We start from the raw sequence: 23,734 nt of genomic DNA on the forward strand, positions 1-23,734 counted from the left end.
CCTCCCCCTCACGATCCCGGGCCGTCGTGTGTCCGCCGACACTCATGGGGGATGATGCAGGTGTGACGATCGTCGTGGCCTGCGGGGCCTTCAAGGGCTCCCTCACCGCTGTCGAGGCGTGCCACCACGCGGCCGAGGGCGCCCGTCGGGCGCACCCCGACACCGATGTCCTGGAACGCCCGGTCGCCGACGGCGGGGGCGGCAGTCTCGAGGTGATGGTCGCCGGCGGCGCCCGCACCGTGCCCGTCACGGCATCGGGGCCCACCGGTGAGCCGGTCGAGACCTCGTTCGCCGCCATCGACCCCGACACCGCGTTCGTGGAGATGGCGGACGCCTGCGGCCTGCTGCGACTGCCCGGCGGCGAGGCCCGCCCCCTGGAGGCGTCCAGCCGCGGGGTCGGCGAGGTGATGCTGGCCGCGCTGCGATCCGGCCGCGGCAACATCCACCTGGGCATCGGCGGCAGCGCGTCCACCGACGGCGGCGCCGGGATGCTCGCCGCTCTCGGTGCGCGTTTCCTGGACTCCTCCGGCACGGAGCTGCCCGACGGCGGCGGCGCGCTGGTCAACCTCGACCGGATCGACCTCGACGGCCTCGACCCGGCCGTCCGCGCCGCCCGCATCCTCGTCGCCTGCGACGTGGACAACCCGCTGCTCGGTCCGCTGGGCGCGGCCCGCGTCTACGGCCCGCAGAAGGGCGCGATCCCGGACCAACTCGACGAGCTCGAGGCCGGCCTGACCCGCCTGGTGCGGGTCCTGCGAGCGCAGGGACTCGACGTCGACCCGGATGCGCCCGGCTCCGGCGCGGCCGGCGGGGTCGGCTTCATCGCCCGTGAGCTGCTCGGCGCCTCCCTCGACCCGGGGTTCGAGGTGCTCGGCACCCTCACCGGTCTCGAGGACGTCCTGTCCGCCGCCGACCTGGTGATCACGGGCGAGGGCCGACTCGACGACCAGACCATGCACGGCAAGACCCCGATGGGAGTGGCGGCCCTGTGCCGGTCCCACGCCGTCCCGGTGGTCGCGGTGTGTGGCCGCCTGGATCTGGGGGCCGACCGGGTCGCCGAGGCCGGGTTCGCGGCGGCGACCGCACTCACCGAACGGGAACCCGACCTGGCCCGTTCCATCGCCAACGCGGGCCCGCTGCTCGAGGAGGTCGCCGCCGAGGTCGTCTCCCGCATCCTGCCCTGAGGCGGCGTTGTCACCAGCGGTGCGGTCAGCCGATACGCCGGCGCAGTTCGTCCACTCCCCCGCCGGACAGCTCGTCGAGGAACACCGGCCGGCCCGCCATGGCCATCACCAGCGCCAGCGTCGGCCCCTCTACCTCCGGACCTGCGCCGGCCTCGAACGGCCCGTCGGTCGCCCGTAGGCGCAGTCCCTTCACGAGCCTCGCACTGTTCACCGCGAAGTCCTGCGACGCATAGAACCGCGCGACCCCGGTCAGGGGATCGACGGGGTAGGCGCGGGTCAGGCCGAGGGGCCGGCGGATGTCCTCCGCGTGCACGATCGTCTCGCCGAGCCACGCCGCGGGGTCCCCGAAGGGTGACACGCGGAGCGACGACGAGTCGACGAAGTTCTCCAGCGTCCCGCCGGGGCTGTCGCGGAGCTGCTCCCGCATCCTCCGCCGGTTGTGCTTGTCGGTGTCGAACCCCGCACCCACGATGCTGCGGACCCACCGGACCCGGCCCGTCCGGGCGACCGCCGTCAGATGGGCGAGGACCTTCTCCACGCTCCACCGGGTGCACAGCGACCCGGTGCGCCACTCCGCGTCGCGCAATGCCCCCAGCTCGTCGGCCAGGGCCGCGCGTTCCACGTGGATCGCCGCCCACAGTCGGTCCCGGTCGGCACGGGTGCGGCCCATGAGAACTCCTCCGTCGCGGTTGGGGTGGTCTCATCGAACCACGCGGCCCCGCCCGGCGGTGTGGTCCATGATGGAACCGTCCCCGCCCCCGACTGGAGGTCGACATGCGCAAGTGGCTCCTCGGCGCGCCCCTGGCCGCCCTGGCCGCGGTCGCGGCCACGGACCTGCGGCAGACCAGGTTCCCGATCCTGCGGACGTTCCCCGTCCTCGGACACGCCCGCATGGCGCTGACCGCCATCGGACCCGAGCTGCGGCAGTACATCGTCGCCAGCAACGACGAGGAACGGCCGTTCACCCGGGATCAGCGCGACTGGATCTACGAGTCCGCCGAGTCCCGGGGGACCACGTTCGGGTTCGGTACGGACAACGATATCGAGTTCCTCGAGGGCTACCCGATCATCAAACAGCGCACCTTCAGTGACGTCACCCTGTCCGCGCTCCCCCATTCCGGACAGCAGCTCCCGCTCCCGCCCGCCAAGGTGCTCGGCGCCGCCCGCGGCCGGGCCCGCGCGTTCCGGCCGGACTCTTTGGTCAACATCTCGGCGATGAGCTACGGCTCGCTCTCCGCGCCCGCGGTCGAGGCTCTGGGTCGGGGTGCCGCCCTCTCGGGAGCCCTCCACAACACGGGTGAGGGCGGCCTGAGCCCCTACCACCAGAACGGCGCGGACCTCATCTTCCAGATCGGCACCGCCTACTTCGGGGTCCGCGACGACCGGGGACGGTTCGACATCGACAAGCTGGTCGCGCTCACCGAGAAGCACCCGATCCGGGCGATCGAGATCAAGCTCTCCCAGGGCGCCAAACCCGGCCTGGGCGGGCTCCTCCCCGCCGCCAAGATCAGCGAGGAGATCGCTGCGATCCGCGGGATCCCGATGGGTGAGGACTGCGCGAGCCCCTCCCGGCATACCGCGTTCAGCGACGTCGACTCGATGCTCGACCTCGTCGAGGACATCGCCGACCGCACCGGCCTGCCCGTCGGCATCAAGTCGGCCATCGGCGACATGACCTTCTGGGAGGAACTCGCCACGGCGATGGTCCCGCGCGACCGCGGCGTCGACTTCATCACGATCGACGGCGGGGAGGGCGGCACCGGCGCCGGTCCGCTCGTGTTCACCGACGCGGTGTCCTTGCCCTTCCGCCTCGGCTTCCCGCGCGTGTACTCGGTCTTCGCCGAGGCGGGACTCACCGACGACGTCGTGTTCATCGGCGCCGGCAAGCTCGGCATCCCGGAGAACGCCGTGGTAGCGCTCGCACTGGGCGTGGACATGATCAACGTCGCGCGGGAGGCCATGCTGTCAGTGGGGTGCATCCAGGCGCAGAAGTGCCACACCGGCGGCTGCCCCACCGGTGTCGCCACCCAGAACCCGTGGCTGGTGCGCGGGGTGGAGCCCACCGCGATGGCCGAACGCTGCTCCAACTACATCCGGTCGCTGCGTCGCGAACTCGTCAAGGTCGCCGGCGCCGTCGGCGTCCCCCACCCCGGCCTGATCGGCCCCACCGACGTCGAACTCGCCCGCGGCACCCGGGACTCGCACACGCTCGCCGAGATCTACGGCTACGGCGACGGCTGGGGGCTGCCCGGGCCGGACGACGCGCGGGCCGTCACCGAGATCATGGTCGCCGCCGGCGTCGCCGAGCACACCGCGGCGATCACCCCGCCGGGCGTCGAGCCGGACTAGTCGCTCCCGGCGGCCCCCGCGCGCAGCAGTCCCAGCTCGCGGTTGAGGTTGGCGTGGGCCTGCTTCTCCCACATGTCGCGACCCGCGCGGGTGAGGAACACGGATTTGCGCTCGAGCAGTCCCTCGAGCGCGGCGATCCGCCCGGCGACAAATCTCTCGCCCGGGACGTGGGCGAACTCGTGCCGCACGTCCGCGGCGTAGGTGTCGTAGGTCTCCGGGTCTGCGCCCAGGACGGCCAGGTCGGCGTCCGAGAGGACGGCCCCGTCGAGGTCCCCGGGCTCGACCCGGTGCCCGCCCATGAGACGGACGAGGCGCGCGACCTCCTCGACGGGCGCGGCGGGGTCGAGCAGTTCCTCGGCCAGCGCCGCCGACTTCTCGTTGTTCTCCGCGCCCGCGGGATCGAACACCGCGGCGTGCAGCCACGCGGCCAGTCGGACCGCCGTGGCGTCGAAGGTCTCCCCGTCCGCCTCGAGCGCGTCCACGGCCCGGAGCACCGCCCGCAGGTGCGTCTCGTTGTGGTACCGCCGCTGCGGCTCGTTCCAGCGTCTCAGCAGGTCAGCCCGCAGCTCGGGGGTGAGGAACCCGACGGGGGCGTCGAGCGGGTCAGCGGAGGCCGTGCGATCCGTGTCCATGGTCGGACTCTACCGCCGAACCTGCGCTGATCCGCGCCGGATCGGGTTACTCCTCCAGCTCCGAGCCCAGCCTCGGTGGGAACTCCTCGAGTGCGGCGAGCTCGGCGGTGTCGAACGTGCGGGCCCTGGACAGGAACCGCTTGCCGGTGGGGTTCTCGAGGCTGAACCCCGAGCCCCGTCCCGGGATCGCGTCCAGCACCAACTGCGTGTGTTTCCACGTCTCGAACTGGGAACCCGAGATCCACACGCGGACCCCGGGTGCCAGGTCCAGCTCCCCCACCAACACGTCGCGCTGCCCCACACGGAACTCACCGTCGGGATAGCACATGGGCGCCGAGCCGTCGCAGCACCCGCCGGACTGGTGGAACATCACCGGGCCGTGCCGGCCGACGAGCTCGCGGATGAGCTCGACGGCCGGCTCGGTCGCCACGAGGCGCGGCGGTAGGTCGGCGGGCGCGCCCTCCGGGGGGAGCGCCCGCGCGGCGATGCGCACGCTCCCGCCCGAGGGCAACCCGCACACGTCGTCCATCAGAAGAAGCCCTGCGGCTTGCCCGAGTAGCTCACGAGCAGGCACTTGGTCTGCTGGTAGTGGTCGAGCATCATGCGGTGGTTCTCGCGGCCGATGCCGGACTGCTTGTAGCCGCCGAACGCCGCGTGCGCCGGGTACTGGTGGTAGGTGTTGGTCCACACGCGGCCGGCCTGGATGGTGCGGCCGGCCCGGTAGGCGGTGGTGCCGTTGCGCGACCACACACCGGCACCGAGTCCGTAGAGGGTGTCGTTGGCGATGGTCATGGCGTCGTCGAAGTCGGTGAACGAGCTCAGGGACAGGACCGGCCCGAAGATCTCCTCCTGGAACAGCCGCATCTTGTTGTGACCGCGGAAGACGGTCGGCTGCACGTAGTAGCCACCCGCCAGGTCACCGTCGAGCTCCGCCCGGGCGCCGCCGGTGAGCACGTCCGCGCCCTCCTGCTTGCCGATGTCGATGTAGGACAGGATCTTCTCCAGCTGATCGCCCGAGGCCTGCGCGCCCAGCATGGTGTCGGTGTCGAGCGGGTTGCCCTGGGTGATTTTGTTGGTGCGCTCGATCGCGAGTTCGGTGAACTCGTCGAAGACCGACTTCTGCACCAGCGCGCGCGAGGGGCACGTGCACACCTCGCCCTGGTTGAGGCCGAACATCGCGAACCCCTCGAGTGCGGCCTGCCGGAAGTCGTCGTCGGCGTCCATGACGTCGGCGAAGAAGATGTTGGGGCTCTTGCCGCCCAGCTCGAGGGTCACCGGGATGAGGTTCTCGGAGGCGTACTGCATGATCAGCCGCCCGGTGGTGGTCTCGCCGGTGAAGGCGACCTTGCGGATCCTCGGGTTGGAGGCCAGGGGCTTGCCCGCCTCGGCGCCGAAGCCGTTGACCACGTTGAGCACGCCGGGCGGGATGAGGTCACCGATCACCGACAGCAGGAACAGGATCGACGCCGGGGTCTGCTCGGCCGGCTTGAGCACCACGCAGTTGCCCGCGGCCAGTGCCGGGGCGAGCTTCCACACCGCCATGAGGACCGGGAAGTTCCACGGGATGATCTGGCCGACCACGCCGAGCGGCTCGTGGAAGTGGTACGCCACCGTGTCCTCGTCGATCTGTGAGATCCCGCCCTCCTGCGCGCGGATACACCCGGCGAAGTAGCGGAAGTGATCGATCGCCAGCGGGATGTCGGCCGCCAGACACTCGCGGATCGGCTTGCCGTTGTCCCACGATTCGGCCAGGGCGATGGCCTCGAGGTTCTCCTCCATGCGGTCGGCGATCCGGAGCAGGACCAGCGAGCGCTCGGCGGCGGAGGTGGCGTTCCAGGCCGGGGCGGCGGCCCACGCGGCGTCCAGGGCCGCCTCGATGTCCTCGGAGGTGCCGCGGCCGACCTCGCAGAAGACCTGACCGGTGATCGGGGTGACGTTCTCGAAGTACTCGCCCTTGACGGGTGCCACCCACTCGCCGCCGATGTAGTGCTCGTAGCGGCTCTCGTAGGACATCACCGAACCATCGGCGCCGGGCTGTGCGAAAACGGGCATCGTGCCCCTCCTTCTCCTCCGCGCGACCCCCGTGGTCGTCGCTGTGATGTAGGACACTATCCGCGGCGGGGTTGCAGCAACGTTGCACGACGGACGATTCCGTCCGACTCCGTGCGGGCACTGCCCGACCGGACAGGCCCCCACCCGTTCGACCTGCCGGAATCCACCGCATCCCCTCGCCGCGGACGTCCCGACCGCCCTACCGTCAGCCCCCATGGAGACCACCGCGAGACCCGGGGCGACCCGAGAGATTTCCGCGATCCGGGGCGGACCGGGCCGACGCTTCGGGGCGTTCACCGTCGTGGCCGACGCCCATCGGGTACGGATCGGGCACGACCTCAGCCACGACGAGGTGAGCGAGGCGGTGATCCCGGCCATGTCCCGAGACCTGCTCGACACCGGGGTCCTCCACACCGTGGACGAGTTCCACCGGGCCGTGACCGCGCTCGTGACCTCCCGGGACGGGAGCTGGCAGGAGTGCTGGTCCGACTACTACCGGTCCTCGATCGCAGCACTGACAAACGGCCACTGCCCGTTCTCCCCGGTCCACGACCGGGCGGTGGCGGAGTTGGTCGGCGACTCGGCGCTGGAGATCGGGTGTTGCTTCGGGTTCCTGTCCCTGCGGCTCTCACGGGAGGGGGCCGGGACCATCGCGGCAGATCTGGACCCCACCGTCCTCAAGCTGCTCCGGACCTGCGCACCGGCCGGTGACACCCTGCCGACCCCCGTCTGTCTCGACGCGCGGACGACTCCCTTGGCGACGGACACCGCGGACACCGTCTACCTCGTCCACGTCCTCGAGCACCTCGACGAGGACGCCGGCTGGGACATGGTCCGCGAAGCCCTCCGTCTGGCGCGACGCCGTCTGGTGATCGCCGTCCCCTTCGAGGCGGTGGCGGTGGCACAGTACGGGCATGTCCGGACCTTCGACATCCCCACACTGACGAGCCTGGCCGCCCGGATCGCGACGGTCGGACATGGCCGGTCGGCCGGTATCCGGACGAGGGTCGACGAACACCACGGGGGATGGCTCGTGGTGGACACGTGAGTCCTCTCGCCACCCGCCCTACTCCAGCCCCGCTCGCCTCCCACCCCCGCCCGTCGCCGGTCAGAGCAACCCCTGCCGACTGGCCACGTACACCGCCTCGGCACGCCGGGAGACCTTGAGTTTGCGCAGGATGTTGCTGATGTGGAACTTGGCGGTGGTGGCCGAGATGAACAGGGCCTGACCGATCTCCTTGTTCGACATCCCCTCCGCCAGCAGCGTCAGGACCTCGATCTCCCGGGCCGACAGGGCCTCGGACGCCGAGCCCCCGCCCTTGAGAGCGTCGAGCACCATCGACGCGGTCCGGGTGTCGAAGGCGCTCTGCCCCGCCGACACCGACCGGACGGCGGTCACCAGCTCGGTGACATCCACGTTCTTGACCACGTACCCACGTGCTCCGGCCCGGACCGCACGCACGACTATCGCCTTGTCGAGGAAGGTGGTGAGCACCAGCGGGGCGACGTCGGGGAACAGGTCCCGGACCGCTGCACAGACCCGCAGTCCGTCGAGTTCGGAGCCGCTCCCTAGTTTGAGGTCGATCACCGCGACGTCCGGGCGGGTCGAGGTGATGACCTCCAGCGCCGAGTCCGCGGTCGACGCCTCCCCGACCACCTCGATATCGGGTTCCCGCTGCAGCATCAGCCGCAGCCCTTCTCGGAGGACCGCGTGATCGTCCACCAGGACGGTGCGGATCGTCGCCGGTGGGGTCATGGGGCCGGCCGCCGACGGGGTCATCGGACCGGCCGCCGGTCCGCACCGTCGACGCGGGGCGCCACCACCGTGATCGCCACCCCGCCCAGCTCGGACTCCGCGATGCTCATCACGCCCCCCACCAGTTCCGCCCTCTCCCTCATGTTGACCAGCCCGTGGCGCTCGTCGGGGGACCCGGTCCGGGCCGCTTCGAGCAGGTGGCGCAGGTCCTCCGGCCGGCCCTCGCCGTCGTCCTCCACGGTCAGACCCACGGCCTCGTCACTGAAGTCCACAGTCACCACCACTCCGTTCCCCCGCGAGTGTCTCGCGGCGTTCGCGAGCGCCTCACCGGCGATCCGGAGCAACTCGTGCTCGATCTCGTGGGTCGTGGGGAACTCGCTGCCGAGGAGCCTGACCTCGGTGGACATGCTCGACGGGACGTGGAGACGGCAGAGATCCTCGATCAGCCGACTCAGGCTCCCGTCACCGTCGTCGATCGTGCGGAGGGCGTAGATCACGGACCGCAACTGTTCGACGGCCTGGTCGGTCAGATGCACCGCCTTCTCGAGCAGCGGCCGCTGCTGCTCGGCCCGTCCCACCGCGTCGAGGCCGAGTTGGAGATGCATCCCCGCGCCGAGGACGAGCTGGGACACGCTGTCGTGGAGTTCCCGGGCCATCCGCGACCGTTCCACGTCGAGGATCCGCTGGCGATGCGCGGCGTCGAGCTCCCGGTGGGCGATCTCGAGTTCGGAGTTCCGCCGGGACAGCTCCACCACGTGCCCCCGGGCCTCCTCGTACGCCTCCTCCGCCCGCGCGAGCAGCGTCTCCTTGTCCCGGAACAGGACGGAGTTGTGCAGGGCCACGGCCGCCTGCGCGGCGAGGATCCGCAGGACCACGGTGTCGATGTCATCGGCCGGTCTCCCGGGGTGGCGCCACGACGCCAGCCCGCCGATCACCCCGCCGTGCAGGATCAGCGGCACGGTCACCGCGTCGGGGCCGCCGGCCTCGGCCACCTCGGCGGAGCGGCCGCCCCGGAGCACCGCGAGCAGGACGTTGACCACACCCTTGGGCAGACCGTCCGGCACCGGCGCGAGATCCCGCCCCTCGAACGCCACGAAGCGCCCCTCGGGGTCCACGAGGACGTGCCGTGGTTCGACGGACGGGAGCTGACCGTCCCGGAGGGCCACCAGCGCCCACTGGGCGTCGAGCTGGTCGTACGCGACCCTGAGGACGGACAGCATCAACTCCTCGGGCCCCTCGGCGGTCCGCACCAGCGCCCCGGAGACGCGATCGAGTGCGTGCATGGACCGTCGCAGCCGCGATTCGGCCGCACGGTACTGGTCGAAGAAACTTCTCTTGACCGACCGCAGGCCGAGGAGTGAGTCCAGGTCCGTGGGCCCCTCGGTCATGACGCCTCCCGATAGAGCCGTTCGACGTCCTCGAGGGTGACGGGACGCGGATTCGTGGCCATGCAGAGATCGTCGAGCGCGTGCGCGGCCAACGTGGGGATGTCCTCGCCCCGGACTCCCAGGAGCGAGAGTCCCGACGGGATCCCGACCGACGCGGAGAGGTCCCGGAAGCGGTCCGCGACCCGGTCCGTCACCTGGCCGCCCCGGGAACCGACGGTGACGCCGGCCGCGCGCGCCAGGCCGGCCATGCGGTCCGGAGGCATCACCACCCCGTTGTGTCGGACGACATGGGACAGCAGGACCCCGTTGATCTGGCCGTGGGACGAGTCGTACCGCCCGCCCACCGGGTGGCTCATCGCGTGGACCGCCCCCAGCACGGCGTTGCTGAACGCCATCCCCGCCTCGAGCGACGCCAGCGCCATGTCCTCCAGCTGCACGTGACTGAGCCTCTCGCCGGCCGCGAGCCTGTCGAGCGACCGCGCGCACAGCTCCACGGACCGCAGGGCGTGGGAGTCCGTCAGCGGGCCCGCCGCGCGCGAGAAGTACGCCTCCACCCCGTGCGAGAGCACGTCGATCGCGGTCGCCGCCCCCACGTCCTCGGGGACGGTCGCATGGGTACTCGGGTCGATGACCGTCACGTCCGGCACCAGCGCCCGACTCACGATGGTCACCTTGGTCCGGCGGTCCGAGTCGTTGACCACGCAGAACTGCGAGACGTCGGCCTCACTGCCCGCCGTCGTCGGCACGGCCACCACCGGGGGCAGCGGCAGCCGGACACGGTCGACCCCCTCGTACTCGAGGACGTGCCCGCCGTTGGAGACGACGAGCGCGACCCCCTTGGCGGCGTCGATCACCGAGCCGCCGCCCACCGCCACGATCACGTCGCACCCCGAGGAGTGATAGGTCTGCGCGCCCTCGAGGATCTGGGACGCGCGCGGGTTGGGGCGGACGTCGGACCACACGACCGGCTCGGCACCCTGTGCCCTCAGCCCCTCGACGACCGTGCCCGGCCACGGGGTGAGTTCGAGCCACGGATCGGTGACGACGAGGGGGCGACGTGCGCCCAGTCCCATGGCGGCGGTCGCGGCCTCGGGCAGGGCTCCGAAGCCGAAGAGGATCTCCGGCGCGTGGAACTTCGCCACCCGGCCTTCCGACGACATGACCTCACGATAGGCCCGGGGCATCTCAGGCGAGCGAGCTTCCCAGCAGACCTGCCCGTTCGGACAGTTCCGCGGGGTCACGCGCGGTCACCACCCCGTCCAGGTATCGCGCATACGCGCTCAGTCCGCACGTGGGCCGGTTCCAGTACCTCCGGGCCTCCGGGGTGATCCACGCCATCCGGTGGGCCCGCCTGCTGATGCGGCCCACCAGGTCCTCCCGCGGATCGAGCCCGTTGCTCCGCCCGTCACCCACGATGAGGACCGAGGTCCGGGCGTCGATCAGGTCGCCGTTGCGGTCGAGCAGCTCGGCGAACATCCGGCCGTAGTCGCTGCTCGCCTCGAGATCCAGTCCGGGTGCGGACAGGACGGTCGCCAGCGCGTTCTCGCCGGACGACGACAGGAGGTGGTCCGTCACGTCGACGGGTCGGTCGACAAAGGCGACGACCGAACACCGGTTGACCTTCTGGTGCAGGCTCTGGGCCAGCCGCAGGACGAAGCCGGTGACGGGCCGGACCGAGAGCGACACGTCGACCAGGATCAGCAGCTTGAGCGGACCGGGGACGCGGGTCCGGTTCATGATGGTGAACGCCTCGCCGTCCGTCGCCCACGCCCGACCCAACGTGGAGCGAGAATCGAGCAGTCCGCGGGCGAACGGTCGCGATCGTCGGCGGGGGGCGCCACGGATGCGGCGCATCACCTCGTGGGACGCGCGTTCGAGGTCGGCGCTGTCGGTCACCTCCCGGCCACCCCGGACCTCGTCGTCGTCGACACGTCCGTCGGTGGCGTCCTCCGGGAGGCTCTTCAGGAACGCGAGCACCGCGTCGACGAACATCCCCGCCTGCTCGCCTCTCAGATCCCCGCCGTCGTCACCGTGCGCCGCATACACCTGACGGGCGTCGTAGCCGTCGAGGGTCCGCAGGACGTCGAGCGCGTCCGCCCATTCCAACGACTCCTCACCGGACACCGAGATCGCGGAGGACCCCATCTCGCCGACATGGTCCGATGACGCGCGGTCCACCTCGATCTCGTAGGTGACCGAGGACTGCCACCGCTCCGCCCCCTCCTGGACCGCGAACTCCTCCTCCCCGGTCGCGGTCGAGAAGTCTGAGTCGTCGTAGTGCATGTCCTCGTTCCGCCGGCTCGTCTCGTCTCCCTCGACCAGATCCCCGATCTCGGCCGGGTCCAGGTCCGACGGGGTGGAGGGCGAGGACTCGTCCGTGTCCAGCTCCAGTTCGTCGGGCAGTCCGCCCACCTGCGGGGCGCCGCCGTGGGCCCCTCCGGCGTCCTCGGTACGGGTGGTCAGCACGCCCAGGAAGAAGCGGTCGAACACCGCGTCGAATCCCCGGTTCTCCCGCTGGTACTTGACCGTCACCGCACGGAGCGCCGCCCGCAGGGCCTCGGGCCGGGACGTCCCGACCATCGCGAGGACTGTCCGCAGCTCCACCACCTCGGCCGGGGAGACCGCCACCTCGCGCTCCCTGAGGAGTCGGCCGAACGCCACGGAGGCGATGTCAAGGACATCCGAGGGCGAGAGGCGGGACGCCGTCCCGGTCGTCATCGCCGTCCGGTCCCGCGCCCGGCCCCGCTGCGGGCCCGACCGGCCCCGAACGCGGCGGAGGTCGACGCCCCGGTCGCATCGGCGGCCGCCCTCATGTCCCGCCCGTTCCCTGCCGGCTCCTCTCCGGGGGCGCCCCCACCGCCGAGCACGCCGCGGGCGACATCGTCGTCGGACCGGTACTTCAGAAGGGCGGCGGACAGGACCCAGCCGAGCTCCGGACCGTCTCCTCCCCACACCGACGCGGCGCGGGCCGCGTCCACCACCTCGGAGATCGACGGAGGCTTGCGCAGCGGCATCTCGCGCAGTCGCCGCGCCTTCTCCACCACATCGGCCGCCACGGTCTCCGGAACCTCCGGTGCGCGGGATCGGACGATCTCCGTCTCCCGTGCGGCGTCTGGGAAGTCCACGTGGAAGTGCAGGCACCGGCGCTTGAGGGCACTCGACAGCTCCCGGGTGTCGTTCGAGGTGAGGATCACCCAGGGGGTGGTGCGTGCGCGGTAGGTGCCGAGCTCCGGGATCGTCACCTGTTTCTCCGCGAGCACCTCGAGCAGCATCGCCTCGAGCGACTCCTCCGTCCGGTCGATCTCGTCGATGAGCAGGACCACCGGGTCCTCGGACATGATCGCCTCGAGCAGCGGCCGAGTGACCAAGAAGTCCTCACCGTGGATCCCCACCTCCATCTCCGCCAGCGCGGCAGAGGCGGCGGCGAGATCCTCGTGCACCTGCAGTTCCACCGTGATCCGATCCCGGAGCATCTGGACGTGGAGCAACTGCTTGGCGTAGTCCCACTCGTACAGTGCCCGGGCGTCGTCGAGTCCCTCGTAGCACTGCAGCCGGACTAGCCGCCGACCGAACGCGGAGGCGAGCGACTTGGCCAGCTCGGTCTTGCCCACACCGGCCGGCCCCTCCAGCAGCAGCGGCCTGTCGAGGACCGTCGCCAGGTGCACGACCGTCGCGAGTTCCCGGTCGATGATGTAGCCCGTCCCGCGGAGCGCCTCCTGCAGGACCTCCACGTCGATCACCGCGTCCGCGGGACCCACCTCGTCGGGGCGATCGTCGATGACGTCCATGGTCGGGCCCTTCCCGTGTTCTGGATGGTGGTGTCCCCCCGGGGGGCGCGCGGGACGGATCCGCTCGCCCGCCCCCGGGGAGGACCTGGTGGGGTTAGTGCGACCTGCCGGCGCGAGACGGTCAGTACGAACCGGTCATCGCGTGTTCGACCATCGGGATCAGTGACTCGACCGTGGACTCACGCGGGTTACCCGGGGTGCACGCGTCCCCCATCATGTGTTCGGCGATCCTGCGGATGTTCTCCGCCGAGGTATCGATCCTGTCGCCCTTGCCCTTGTACTTGCCCGTGTCCATCTGGTTCTTCTCGTACAGCCCGGGCGTGATCTGACTGAAGTTGTCGGGGATACCGACGTCCTTGGACAACCGGATGGCGGCCTCCACCGCGGCGTCGGCGGCCTGGACGGTCGTCATGTTGCGGGTGTCCACGCCCATCTGCGGCGCGAGTTCCGCGTAGCGCTGGTAGCGGGACGGCAGGTTGTACTCCCACACCCGGGGCAGGGCGATCGCGTTGTTCAGACCGTGGTGCGTGTCGTAGTAGGCGCTGATCGCGTGGGACATCGAGTGGATCATGCCCAGGCCGCCCGAGTTGAACGCCTGCGTCGCGATGTACTGCGCGTTCATCATCCCGGTCCGCGCCTCGAGGTTGCGGGGGTCGTACACGGCCGTCGTGAGGTTGTCCGCCACGAGTTTGGTCGCGTACAACGCATTGCCCAGCGACGGGGCGAAGTCGAGCCGCGAGACGTACGGCTCCGAACAGTGCGCGAGGACGTCGAAGCCGCAGTAGGCGGTGAAGTGCTGGGGGCAGGAGTAGTAGAGGAGCGGGTCGTCCATCGCCAGCGAGACCAGGCTGGCGTCGTCGAACGCGACCCACTTGTGCGGGTGGTCCATGTCCGAGGTGTCGGTGATCACGTAGGCCCACGAGGTCTCCGCACCGGTCCCCGCAGTGGTGGACACCGCGATGTGCGGCGGGTTCTCGAAGTTGGTGGACTTGGAGAAGCCCTGGAACTCGTTGATGTCGCGGCCGTCGTGGGCGATCACCACGCGCGCGCCCTTGGCGGCGTCGTGGCTGGAGCCACCGCCCACCGAGATGATGCCGTCGCACTTCTCCGAGTTGTAGAGGGCCGCGGCGTCCATGACGTTGTAGTCCTTCGGGTTGGACTCGACCTTGTCGAAGACCACGACGTCGAGCCCCTGATACTCGATCTTGCCCTTGAGCTCCTCGATGATCCCCGACCCGCGTAGTCCGGTGGTCATGATGAGAACCCGGGTCATCCCCAGCTTCTTGGCCTCCACGCCGAGGATGTCGTGTGCTCCGACACCCAGCAGAGCCTTGGGGAGAGGGTGGAACTCCTTGATCGGCATGTCCCAGATCTGATTCAGTTCGATCGCCATCGTGCGCCTCCTGCTCGAGCGACCCCCACCTTCGGCGGGGCGGTGAATGTGACACCGATCACTCTTGCCCGGCGGCCGCCCTGTCCGGAACAGCTACTGCGGTGTTCTGTCCACCCGGCACACACGGACAACCCGGATGGCACCGCCGCACCTACCCGAACGGACGGGCCCGGGCCGATTCGTCCCCGACATTCAGGCCACCGTCGCCGTCGCGATCCCCGCGCCCCTCACGCCCCGAAGCGCTGATCGAGGACGCGACACCGCGCCTCGGCCGCCGCGACGGTGGAGGCGTCCGCGTACCGGGACCGGGCCAGGCTCCGCCACGCGGCGAGGTCCTCCCGCCCGGCGCCGGCGACCCAGGCCCTGAGGACGGGGAGCCGATCAGCGGACAGGACCGCGGCCCGCACCATCGAGTGGAGCTCGAGCCGCAGGTCGGCCACCCCGGGAGCGTCCGAGGCCGGCAGGATAGGTCCCGGATAGGAGGCCACCGCCTTCATCACGTCCCCGGAATCGAGTGCGTCCGTGACCTCTCGGACGTCGGTGACCAGAGCGCCCGGGGCCAGGCGGTAGGGCCTCGAGGCCACCACATCCGGCCCGAACACCCGCCGGAGGCGGGAGACCTCGGCGCGGACGCTGACCTCGTCGAGCCTGTCGTCGGCGAGCAGTTCCGCGAGCGCCCCTCCCGTCAACCCCTCCGGATTCGCGTCGAGCAGGACACAGATCTCGGCATGCCTGCCGGTCAGGGCACGCCCCGCGCCTCCCGGGCCGTCCCCGTCGAGGACGCCGGCCCCCGCACCGAGCACCCGCAGCCTCACACGCCCTCCGAGGGGGTGGTCGACCCCGCCTCGCCGGGGGACGACGAGGCCGGCGGCCGTGCGCAGCTCGCCCTCGGCGAGCATCACCGTCGCCCGTATCAGCGCGAGCATCTGGTCCGAGGTGGCGCTGCTCGGGCCGGTGACGTCGATGAGCCCGATCAGTTCACCCGTGGCGGGGTCGTGGACCGGTGCCGCCGCACAACTCCATTCGTGGGCCATCTCAAGATAGTGCTCGGATCCGCGGACCCGCACCTCGGTGTCGTGCCTCAGCGCGAGCCCCGGCGCGTTGGCCCCGACCGCCTCGTCCGTCCAGACCGCGCCGGGGATGAACGCCATGGACTCCGCGCGGGACCTGACCCCGCGGTCACCGATCACCCGCAGCAGTCGTCCCCGCTCGTCCGCGACAGCGACGATGTGCCCGCTGGAGACCACCCCCGGGACGAGGACGGACTCGACCACCGGGAGGACCGACGCCATCCGGTGCTGCGCCACGTGGCGGGAGAGGTCCGGACCCTCCAGTTCGACCGACGGCGCGACCACCGTGGGGTCGATCCCCCGGTGCCTGCTGCGCTCCCACGACTCGGCCACCAGCAGGCTCGCCGCGGGTCCCGTACCCCCGAACATGACGCTAGTGTAACCCATATCACAGTAACGAGGATCACGAACCTGACGCGCCCCTCATAAACGGATCTAAATAGACCGTGCTGAACACGGATGGCGAGCAACCCTCTACACTTGACAGTGGTACAGGCCACACATGACCTAAGGATCGCGATGACGACCGAGTTCGCCACCCCTCCCGCCTCGAAGCCCTTCCCCGTTCCGAACCTGGCCAGACTGGTGTTCAAGAACGCGGAGGAGGCCCCGAACGACGTCGCAGTGCTGCGCCGCGTCGGTAGCGACTGGAAAGAGGTCACCTGCGCCCAGTACCTGGAGGAGGTCAAGGGCGTGGCCAAGGGCCTCATCGCCCGCGGCGTCAAGCCGGGGGACCGCCTCGCGATCATGAGCCACACCCGCTACGAGTGGTCGCTGATCGCCTGGGCGGCCTGGTCCGTCGGCGCGGTGACGGTGCCGATCTACGAGACCTCGTCGTCGGCCCAGTGCAACTGGATCCTCACGGACTCCGGGGCGACCGTCGCGGTGGTCGAGGACCTCGACCTGCGTGGGGTGCTCGCCGCGGAGACCGAGTGGCAGGGCGACATCCTCGTCATCGAGAACGATCTCGTCGCCCAGCTCACCGAGGCCGGCGCGGCCGTCTCCGACGAGGAGCTCGAGCAGGCCTCGCTGGCGATGGGCCACGAGGACCCCTGCGCGATCGTCTACACCTCCGGCACGACCGGCAAACCCAAGGGCTGCGAAATCCTGCACGGCGGGTTCGGCGGCGTCGTGGTGGCCGTGGAGGAGCAGCTCCAGGACGCGTTCGTACCCAACAGCCGCACCCTGATCTTCCTGCCGCTGGCCCACGTCCTCGCCCGCATCCTGGAGGTGGCCTGCTTCTACAAGCGCGTGGCCGTGGCGCACGAGCCGGACACCACCAAGGTCATCGAGCGCCTCGGCGAGATCCACCCCACCTTCCTGGTGTCGGTGCCGCGCGTGCTGGAGAAGGTCTACAACTCCGCCGCGGCAAAGGCAGAGAACGCCGGTGGCGCGAAGGCCAAGATCTTCAAGGCCGCCGTCCAGACGGCCATCGACTACTCCAAGGCCCTCGAGAACGGCGGCCGGCCGTCGGCCGCGCTGAAGGTCAAGCAGAAGCTCTACTCGAAGCTCGTCTACTCGAAGCTGCACGACGCACTGGGCGGCGAATGCGACCGCATCATCTCGGGCGGTGGGCCGCTGGGCGCCCGCCTGGGCCATTTCTTCCGCGGCGCCGGGTTCGACCTGCTCGAGGGCTACGGCCTGACCGAGTCCTCGGGCGTCCTCACCGTCAACCCGACCAACCGGGCCAAGATCGGCACCGTCGGCACGCCGATCCCGGGCGTCACAATCCGCATCGCCGAGGACGGCGAGGTCCTGGCCAAGGCCAAGACACTGTTCAAGGGCTACTGGCGAAACCCGGAGGCGAGCGAGGCCGCGTGGACCGGCGAGTGGTACCACACCGGTGACATCGGCGAGCTCGACTCCGACGGCTACCTGTCCATCACGGGTCGCAAGAAGGACCTCATCGTCACCGCCGGCGGGAAGAACGTCTCGCCGTCACAGCTCGAGGACCTGCTCACCTCCGACCCGCTGATCAGCCAGGCCGTCGTGGTGGGCGACAACCGCAGCTACATCGCGGCGCTCGTCACGATCGACCCGGAGACGTTCCCGGCGTGGCGGGACAGACACGGCAAGACCGGCGAGGTCTCGGACCTGCTGCAGGACGGCGACCTGGTCGGCGCGGTCCAGGACGCGGTGGACCGGGCCAACAAGTCGGTCTCCCGCGCGGAATCCATCCGCAAGTTCAAGATCCTCGCGGCCGAGTTCTCCGTCGAGTCCGGCGAACTCACTCCCACCCTCAAGCTCAAGCGCAAGGTCGTGCACGACCGGTTCGACAGCGAGATCGAGTCGCTGTACACCGGCGCCTAATCCGCCGATCGTGGGAGCGCCCGGGCCCGGACGGGTTCCGGGCGCTCCCACATCCGCCCGATCAGACGTACATGCCCTCGATCTGCTCGGCGTAGTGCTGCTCGACCACGTGCCGCTTGACCTTGAGGGTCGCCGTCAACTCGCCCGAGTCCTCAGTGAAGTCGCGGGGCAGTACGACGAACTTCTTGACGCCCTCGGCGTGTGAGACCTGCCGATTGGCATCGTCCACGGCGGCCTGGATCTCGGCGCGCAGCGCGGGGTCGGTGACCAGGTCCTCGATCGGCCGGCCGCTGCGATCGTTCTCCGCCGCCCAGTTCTCGAGCTCGACCTCATCCACCGTGATCAGCGCGGAGACGAACTTACGGGCCTCACCGATGAGGACCGCGTGGCCGACGAGTCGATGCGCCCGGATCGCGTCCTCGATCTGCCCCGGCGAGACGTTCTTGCCGCCGGCGGTGACGATGATCTCCTTGGCGCGACCGGTGATCGTCAGGTATCCGTCCGCGTCGAGCGAACCGAGGTCACCGGTGGCGAACCAGCCGTCGCGGACGGCCTCGGCGGTGGCCTCCTCGTTGTTCCAGTAGCGGTCGAAGATCAGCTCGCCGGCCAGTTCCACCTCACCGCTGTCGGCGATCCGGACGCTCGTCCCGGCCACGGGTCGCCCGACGGTGCCGATGCGCTGGCAGCCGGGACCGTTCACGGTGGCGGCGGCGGTGCTCTCGGTGAGCCCGTAGCCCTCGTAGACGGGCACGCCGACTCCGCGGAAGAAGTGCGAGATGCGGTCGGGCAGGGCGCCGCCGCCGGAGATGGCGTACTCGCACCGGCCGCCGAGCGCCTCGCGGATGGCCTTGTAGACGAGCAGGTCGAGCGCCTTGTACCGGGCGGCGTGCAGGAGCGAGGGCCGGCGCGCGTCGTCCAGTCCGTCGTTGCCGCGCAGACGGCTGTCCTCGATGGCGACCGCTTCGGCGCGCTCGAAGATCCCCCTCTGAACCGCGCCCTTGGCGGCGGCCTTCGTGGCGATCCCGTCGCGCACCTTCTCGAAGACGCGGGGGACCCCGAGAATCATGTGCGGCCGGAAATCGGCGAAGCGCGGGAGGATGGTGGAGGTGTCGTCCCAGAAGCCGACGGTCGCGTCACCGAGGTAGACCGTGTAGGTCACGGCGCGGGCGAGCACGTGGGCCAGTGGCAGGAACATCAGGACCTTCTTGCCCTGCTGCGCCATCGACCCGATGGGGTGGTCGAGCAGCGCGTGACACTCCGACAGGAGGTTGCGGTGGGTGATCACGCAACCTTTGGGCCGTCCGGTGGTGCCGGAGGTGTAGATGATCGAGGCGGGGGTGTCGAGCTCGAGAGTGGCCACCGCGGCGTCCAGGGTCTCGGCCTCGACGGACTCGCCGTCGGCCTCGAGGGCCTCGAGGCCGCCGTCGTCGAGGTAGAGGATCCGGGTGCAGGTGTCGGGGACGGTCGTGTCTCCGACGACGACGACGTGTTCATCGTTCTCGGCCACGAGAACCTTCGCCGCGGAGTCGGCGAGAATCCATTCGAGTTGCCCCGCCGAGGATGACGGGTAGATCGGCACGGTGATGGCTCCGGCGGTCCAGACGGCGAGATCGACCAGCACCCATTCGAGGCGGGTTCCGGCCATGAGCGCCACCCTGTCCCCGGGCTCGACGCCGGCCGCGATGAGTCCGGCCGCGATCCTGTCCACGCGCTCGACGAGTTCGGCGTTGGAGACGGATCGCCACCGGCCGTCGACGTGATGGTCGAACGGGACCGCCCGCGGCGCCGTGGCGGCGCGCCCTCGCGCCACCACCGGGATCAGGTCGGAACGTATGAAGTTTCGCTGGGCGGGGACGGTGATCTCGCGCATGCCGGAGGCGGCCTTTCGGGCGACGATGAAAATGGAGCGCAGTCGATTATCGGCCCGACGGGCGCTCGTGGCAATCAGGGGACCATTCCCTGGCCACACCCTCGTGCCATCTCGACCCATCGCGTACACTCGCGAATAGACAGACCTGTTCATTCTTCAGAACGGAACACACCATGGCGCAGATCTACTCCGACATCTCTGAGACCATCGGCAAGACCCCGCTGGTCCGTCTCAACTCCCTGACCGAGGGACTGCAGGCCACCGTCCTGGCCAAGCTCGAGTCCGCCAACCCGGCCGCGAGCGTGAAGGACCGCATCGGCGCGGCGATCATCGACGACGCGGTGGCGTCGGGCGGCCTCAAGCCCGGTGGCACGATCGTCGAGGGCACGTCCGGCAACACCGGTATCGCGCTGTCCATGGTCGCGGCGGCCCGCGGTTTCAAGGCCGTCATCGTCATGCCCGACACCATGTCGGTCGAGCGCCGCGCCGTGATGCGCGCCTACGGTGCCGAGCTCATCCTCACGCCGGGCTCCGAGGGCATGAAGGGTGCGGTGGCCAAGGCCGAGGAGATCGCCGCGACGCGTGAGAACGCCGTCCTGGCGCGCCAGTTCGCCAATCCCGCCAACGTGGACGTCCACCGCCGCACCACCGGCCCCGAGATCTGGGAGGACACGGACGGCGACATCGACGTGTTCGTGGCCGGCATCGGCACCGGCGGCACCATCTCCGGCGCGGGCAACTACCTGCGCTCGCAGAAGTCGGACCTGCACATCGTCGCCGTCGAGCCCAAGGACTCGCCGCTGCTGACCGAGGGCAAGGCCGGACCGCACAAGATCCAGGGCCTGGGCGCCAACTTCGTGCCCGAGATCCTCGACCGCGAGATCTACGACGAGGTCATCGACGTGACCCTCGAGGACTCGCTGGAGATCGCCAAGCGGCTCGGCAAGGAGGAGGGCATCCTCGCGGGCATCTCCTCCGGCGCCAACGTGTGGGCCGCCCTCGAGATCGCCAAGCGCCCCGAGAACGCCGGCAAGACCATCGTCGTCATCGTGTGCGACTACGGTGAGCGCTACGTCTCCACGATGCTGTTCGAGGACTACCGCGACTGATGACGCCGACGTCCGATCGCCCGGTGGGGTTCTGGCGCACGCTGCGCGAGGACCTCGCCGCGGCGCGCGCCCATGACCCCGCCGCCCGGGGCGACGTCGAGAACGCCGTCGTCTACTCCGGCCTCCACGCCATCTGGTTCCACCGGCTCTCGCACCGGCTGTGGAACGCCGGCGGCGCCGGCCGCACCGCCGGACGCGTCCTGTCCCAGTTCTCCCGATTCCTCACGGGGATCGAGATCCACCCCGGCGCCACCATCGGCCGACGGTTCTTCATCGACCACGGGATGGGCGTCGTCATCGGTGAGACCGCGGAGATCGGCGACGACTGCATGCTCTACCACAGCGTCACCCTCGGCGGGGTCTCGCTCAAGCAGACCAAGCGCCATCCCACCCTGGGCGACCGCGTGACCGTGGGCGCCGGCGCGAAGATCCTGGGCCCCGTCGAGATCGGTGACGACTCCTCGGTCGGCGCCAACGCCGTCGTCGTCAAGAGCGCCCCCGCCGACTCGATCGTCGTGGGCATCCCGGGCGAGGCACGGCCTGCCAGGTCCACCAAGGAGGAACTGCGCGACGCGCAGTTCTACATCGATCCGGCCATCTACATCTGAGGCGGATCCCATCGAGAAGACCGTTCCGCACGCATCGCCCGAGTGACGGCGTGCGGAACGGTCTTCTCGTTGACGGACTAGGCTTTCCGGCTGTGCGGACGCTTCCGACTACCTACTGGCTGCGCGCCCCGCTGGCACTGCTGGCCCTCGCCTCGGTGGTCATGGTGCTGCGGGTGCCCGACGAGCGGACCCCGTGGTGGGGCATCACCGGGAACTTCCTCGACGTCAACGTCTACCGCTGGGGCGGCAGCGCCGTCCTGAACTCGATCCCGTTGTACGACGGACTGCTCTCGGGTGACGACTCCGGGCGCTTCTACCCGGAGATGCCGTTCACCTACCCGCCGTTCTCGGCGCTGCTGTTCGCCCCTCTGGACCTGGTGACCCTGCGGCTGATGGAGGCGGCGTGGCTCGCGCTGACCCTCGTCCTGCTCTATCTCGCGGTCCGGATGTGCCTCCGTGCGCTGGACTACCGCCCGGACCGGGTCACCGCCCAGGTCTCGCTGTGTCTCGCGCTCATCGCCCTGTCCACCGAGCCGGTGCGGACCACCGTGTGGTTGGGCCAGATCAACATCCTCCTCCTGGTCCTGGTCCTGGCCGACCACCTCGCCTGGAGGTCGGGCCGCCGGTGGGCGGGGATCGGTTCGGGCCTGGCCGCGGGCATCAAACTCACCCCGGCGTTCTTCTGGGCGCACTGGGTCCTCACCGGACGCTGGCGGATGGCCGTCGTCTCCGGGGCGGCGTTCGGCGGCACTGTCGCCCTCGGCTTCCTACTGATCCCCCGCGACGCCGTGCGGTACTGGTCGGGGACCCTGTTCGAGTCCCAGCGGATCGGGCACGACGCCATGTTGGCCAACCAGTCCCTGCGGGGTGCCATGGCCCGTCTCGCCGGCACGGAGATGGCGCCCACCTGGGCGTGGCTGCTCGGGGCCGCGGTGGTGGCAGCCGTCGGCCTGGGCGTCGCCGCGCTGGCCCATCGCGCCGGGCACCAGCTCCTCGCCCTGACGTTGGCCGGACTGACGATGACCATGGTCTCGCCGTTCTCCTGGGGCCACCACTGGGTGTGGTTCGTCCCGCTACTCGTGCTGACCGTGCACTACGCGATCGCCGCCCGGCGCTGGTATCTCTGGCTGCTGCCGGCGCTGCTCTGGGCGGCCACCGCGAACTGGGTGCAGAGCTTCCCCGACCCGAACTTCCCGGACGACCGCTGGGTGGCGATGGGCCTGTTCATGCTCGGCGGCGACATCCCGCCGGTCATCTACACCGTGATCACCAACGCCTACCCGCTGACCTGGTTGGCCGCGGTGGGGCTCGCCGCCCTCCTGCTCCTACGCCCCGGCCCGGACGGCGCTAGGCTGCGCGACTATGGGACGGCGGACGACTCGTCACCCGGCGCGCAGGATTCTCGCCGCGGGTGACGTCAGGCGAGAGGTGGCGACGCTCGCCGTCGAGGAACCACTCGAGATCAGGGTCGGCGGTCAGCCGTTCGTCGTGACCATGCGGACGCCGGGCGACGACATGGACCTGGCGGCGGGCCACCTGGTCTCCGAGGGCGCCGTCTGGAACCGCGAGCACCTGCCCGAGATCTGCTACTGCACCACCGTCAGTGGCCGGACGGAACAGGACTACAACACCCTCACCGTGACCCTGTCACCGGACATCCCGGAGCCCCGCTCCGCGCGGGCGTCCACCATGAGCAGCGCCTGCGGCGTGTGCGGCGTTGACTCGATCGACGAGATCCGGCGCTCGACCCACTTCCCGGCCGAGCCGGCGGAGCCGCTCATCGATCCCGCGGTCCTGCTGTCCCTGCCCGACCGGCTCCGCGAGCACCAGCGGGTCTTCGACAAGACGGGGGGCGTCCACGCGGCGGGGCTGTTCTCCCCCACCGGCGAACTGCTGTGCCTGCGTGAGGACGTGGGGCGACACAACGCGGTGGATAAGGTGGTCGGCTGGGCGTTGCGCGAGGGGCGATTGCCGCTGCGCGGGGCCATCCTGCAGGTCTCCGGCCGGGCCTCGTTCGAGCTCGTGCAGAAGGCGTCGATGGCGGGGATCCCGCTCCTGTCCGCGGTGAGCGCGCCGTCATCGCTGGCGGTGGACCTCGCCGCGGGAACCGGCGTGACCCTGGCCGCCTTCAGCCGGGTCGACCGCGCCACCATCTACACCCACCCCGAACGCATCCGCGATTGACTCACCCCAACCCTGGCGAACTAGATACCCCCAGGGTATCT

Annotated in this window: 20 protein-coding genes; 8 read left to right on the forward strand and 12 right to left on the reverse strand. The window is 70.3% G+C overall.

Features of this window, described 5'->3' with window-relative positions:
• The first annotated feature begins 62 nt into the window (after nucleotides 1-62).
• Nucleotides 63-1,184 carry a glycerate kinase gene (locus AYO52_RS06775; RefSeq protein ID WP_067714946.1) on the forward strand — a complete coding sequence of 374 codons (1,122 nt, stop codon included), beginning with the start codon at nucleotides 63-65 and terminating at the stop codon, nucleotides 1,182-1,184.
• Nucleotides 1,185-1,209: 25 nt separating this feature from the next.
• Here the strand turns inward: AYO52_RS06775 and AYO52_RS06780 are convergent, their stop codons facing one another.
• On the reverse strand, nucleotides 1,210-1,854 hold the full coding sequence (locus tag AYO52_RS06780) for a maleylpyruvate isomerase family mycothiol-dependent enzyme (protein WP_067714949.1): 645 nt from the start codon (nucleotides 1,852-1,854) through the stop codon (nucleotides 1,210-1,212).
• A gap of 104 nt (nucleotides 1,855-1,958) precedes the next feature.
• On the opposite strand from AYO52_RS06780, the gene AYO52_RS06785 reads away from it, so the two are divergent.
• Nucleotides 1,959-3,533 (forward strand): FMN-binding glutamate synthase family protein, encoded by a 1,575-nt coding sequence (locus tag AYO52_RS06785; RefSeq protein WP_067714951.1) that lies wholly within the window; start codon nucleotides 1,959-1,961, stop codon nucleotides 3,531-3,533.
• Here AYO52_RS06785 and AYO52_RS06790 read toward each other — a convergent pair.
• From AYO52_RS06790 to AYO52_RS06800, 3 genes are read right to left on the reverse strand one after another with little or no spacing between them, the layout of a single operon-like run.
• Entirely contained in the window at nucleotides 3,530-4,165 is a 636-nt protein-coding gene (locus tag AYO52_RS06790; protein WP_067714954.1) for a hypothetical protein, read from the reverse strand. The two genes, AYO52_RS06785 and AYO52_RS06790, sit on opposite strands and share 4 nt — an antisense overlap.
• Nucleotides 4,166-4,211: 46 nt before the next feature.
• A complete protein-coding gene (locus AYO52_RS06795) occupies nucleotides 4,212-4,694 on the reverse strand; it encodes a DUF779 domain-containing protein (protein ID WP_194307384.1) in 483 nt (160 codons plus the stop codon).
• Nucleotides 4,694-6,217: an aldehyde dehydrogenase family protein gene (locus AYO52_RS06800; protein WP_067714957.1), complete on the reverse strand. Its 1,524-nt coding sequence runs from the start codon at nucleotides 6,215-6,217 to the stop codon at nucleotides 4,694-4,696. Before AYO52_RS06800 ends, AYO52_RS06795 begins: the two co-directional genes overlap by 1 nt.
• A 214-nt stretch (nucleotides 6,218-6,431) precedes the next feature.
• Between AYO52_RS06800 and mftM the strand changes: the two genes are divergently transcribed.
• Complete coding sequence (mftM, locus tag AYO52_RS06805; RefSeq protein WP_082923826.1) at nucleotides 6,432-7,265, forward strand: mycofactocin oligosaccharide methyltransferase MftM; 834 nt, start codon at nucleotides 6,432-6,434, stop codon at nucleotides 7,263-7,265.
• A 60-nt stretch (nucleotides 7,266-7,325) separates the two neighbouring features.
• On the opposite strand, the gene AYO52_RS06810 is transcribed toward mftM, so the two are convergent.
• From AYO52_RS06810 to AYO52_RS06840, 7 genes are all read right to left on the reverse strand, one after another.
• Entirely contained in the window at nucleotides 7,326-7,973 is a 648-nt protein-coding gene (locus tag AYO52_RS06810) for a LuxR C-terminal-related transcriptional regulator (protein ID WP_067715131.1), read from the reverse strand.
• A gap of 20 nt (nucleotides 7,974-7,993) precedes the next feature.
• Entirely contained in the window at nucleotides 7,994-9,361 is a 1,368-nt protein-coding gene (locus AYO52_RS06815) for an ATP-binding protein (RefSeq protein WP_067714959.1), read from the reverse strand.
• The gene (locus AYO52_RS06820) at nucleotides 9,358-10,521 is read right to left on the reverse strand and encodes an iron-containing alcohol dehydrogenase (RefSeq protein WP_067715134.1); all 1,164 of its coding nucleotides are present in this window, start codon (nucleotides 10,519-10,521) and stop codon (nucleotides 9,358-9,360) included. Before AYO52_RS06820 ends, AYO52_RS06815 begins: the two co-directional genes overlap by 4 nt.
• A gap of 25 nt (nucleotides 10,522-10,546) precedes the next feature.
• The gene (locus AYO52_RS06825) at nucleotides 10,547-12,079 is read right to left on the reverse strand and encodes a VWA domain-containing protein (protein ID WP_067714962.1); all 1,533 of its coding nucleotides are present in this window, start codon (nucleotides 12,077-12,079) and stop codon (nucleotides 10,547-10,549) included.
• Nucleotides 12,076-13,149, reverse strand: coding sequence for a MoxR family ATPase (locus AYO52_RS06830; protein WP_067714965.1), 1,074 nt, complete (start codon nucleotides 13,147-13,149; stop codon nucleotides 12,076-12,078). The genes AYO52_RS06825 and AYO52_RS06830 overlap by 4 nt, the downstream gene beginning before the upstream one ends.
• Before the next feature lie 121 nt (nucleotides 13,150-13,270).
• Nucleotides 13,271-14,542, reverse strand: a complete 1,272-nt coding sequence (gene mdo, locus AYO52_RS06835; protein ID WP_067714967.1) for an NDMA-dependent methanol dehydrogenase — start codon at nucleotides 14,540-14,542, stop codon at nucleotides 13,271-13,273.
• 227 nt (nucleotides 14,543-14,769) lie between these two features.
• Entirely contained in the window at nucleotides 14,770-15,981 is a 1,212-nt protein-coding gene (locus tag AYO52_RS06840) for a GAF domain-containing protein (RefSeq protein ID WP_082923828.1), read from the reverse strand.
• 150 nt (nucleotides 15,982-16,131) lie between these two features.
• On the opposite strand from AYO52_RS06840, the gene AYO52_RS06845 reads away from it, so the two are divergent.
• Nucleotides 16,132-17,922: a long-chain fatty acid--CoA ligase gene (locus AYO52_RS06845; protein ID WP_067714973.1), complete on the forward strand. Its 1,791-nt coding sequence runs from the start codon at nucleotides 16,132-16,134 to the stop codon at nucleotides 17,920-17,922.
• A gap of 61 nt (nucleotides 17,923-17,983) precedes the next feature.
• Here AYO52_RS06845 and AYO52_RS06850 read toward each other — a convergent pair whose 3' ends face one another.
• Nucleotides 17,984-19,792 carry a long-chain fatty acid--CoA ligase gene (locus AYO52_RS06850; protein WP_067714976.1) on the reverse strand — a complete coding sequence of 603 codons (1,809 nt, stop codon included), beginning with the start codon at nucleotides 19,790-19,792 and terminating at the stop codon, nucleotides 17,984-17,986.
• A 173-nt stretch (nucleotides 19,793-19,965) separates the two neighbouring features.
• On the opposite strand from AYO52_RS06850, the gene cysK reads away from it, so the two are divergent.
• The 4 genes from cysK (at nucleotide 19,966) to fdhD (ending at nucleotide 23,693) form a co-directional block, all read left to right on the forward strand.
• Nucleotides 19,966-20,901: a cysteine synthase A gene (gene cysK / locus AYO52_RS06855; protein ID WP_007629536.1), complete on the forward strand. Its 936-nt coding sequence runs from the start codon at nucleotides 19,966-19,968 to the stop codon at nucleotides 20,899-20,901.
• On the forward strand, nucleotides 20,901-21,509 hold the full coding sequence (gene epsC, locus AYO52_RS06860; RefSeq protein ID WP_067714980.1) for a serine O-acetyltransferase EpsC: 609 nt from the start codon (nucleotides 20,901-20,903) through the stop codon (nucleotides 21,507-21,509). Before cysK ends, epsC begins: the two co-directional genes overlap by 1 nt.
• Before the next feature lie 92 nt (nucleotides 21,510-21,601).
• Nucleotides 21,602-22,924, forward strand: coding sequence for a glycosyltransferase 87 family protein (locus AYO52_RS06865; protein ID WP_067714983.1), 1,323 nt, complete (start codon nucleotides 21,602-21,604; stop codon nucleotides 22,922-22,924).
• Complete coding sequence (fdhD, locus tag AYO52_RS06870) at nucleotides 22,872-23,693, forward strand: formate dehydrogenase accessory sulfurtransferase FdhD (protein WP_082923829.1); 822 nt, start codon at nucleotides 22,872-22,874, stop codon at nucleotides 23,691-23,693. Before AYO52_RS06865 ends, fdhD begins: the two co-directional genes overlap by 53 nt.
• Nucleotides 23,694-23,734: the final 41 nt, after the last annotated feature.

The organism is Dietzia sp. 111N12-1 (assembly GCF_001658045.1).
In the GTDB taxonomy this organism is placed as follows: domain Bacteria; phylum Actinomycetota; class Actinomycetes; order Mycobacteriales; family Mycobacteriaceae; genus Dietzia; species Dietzia kunjamensis.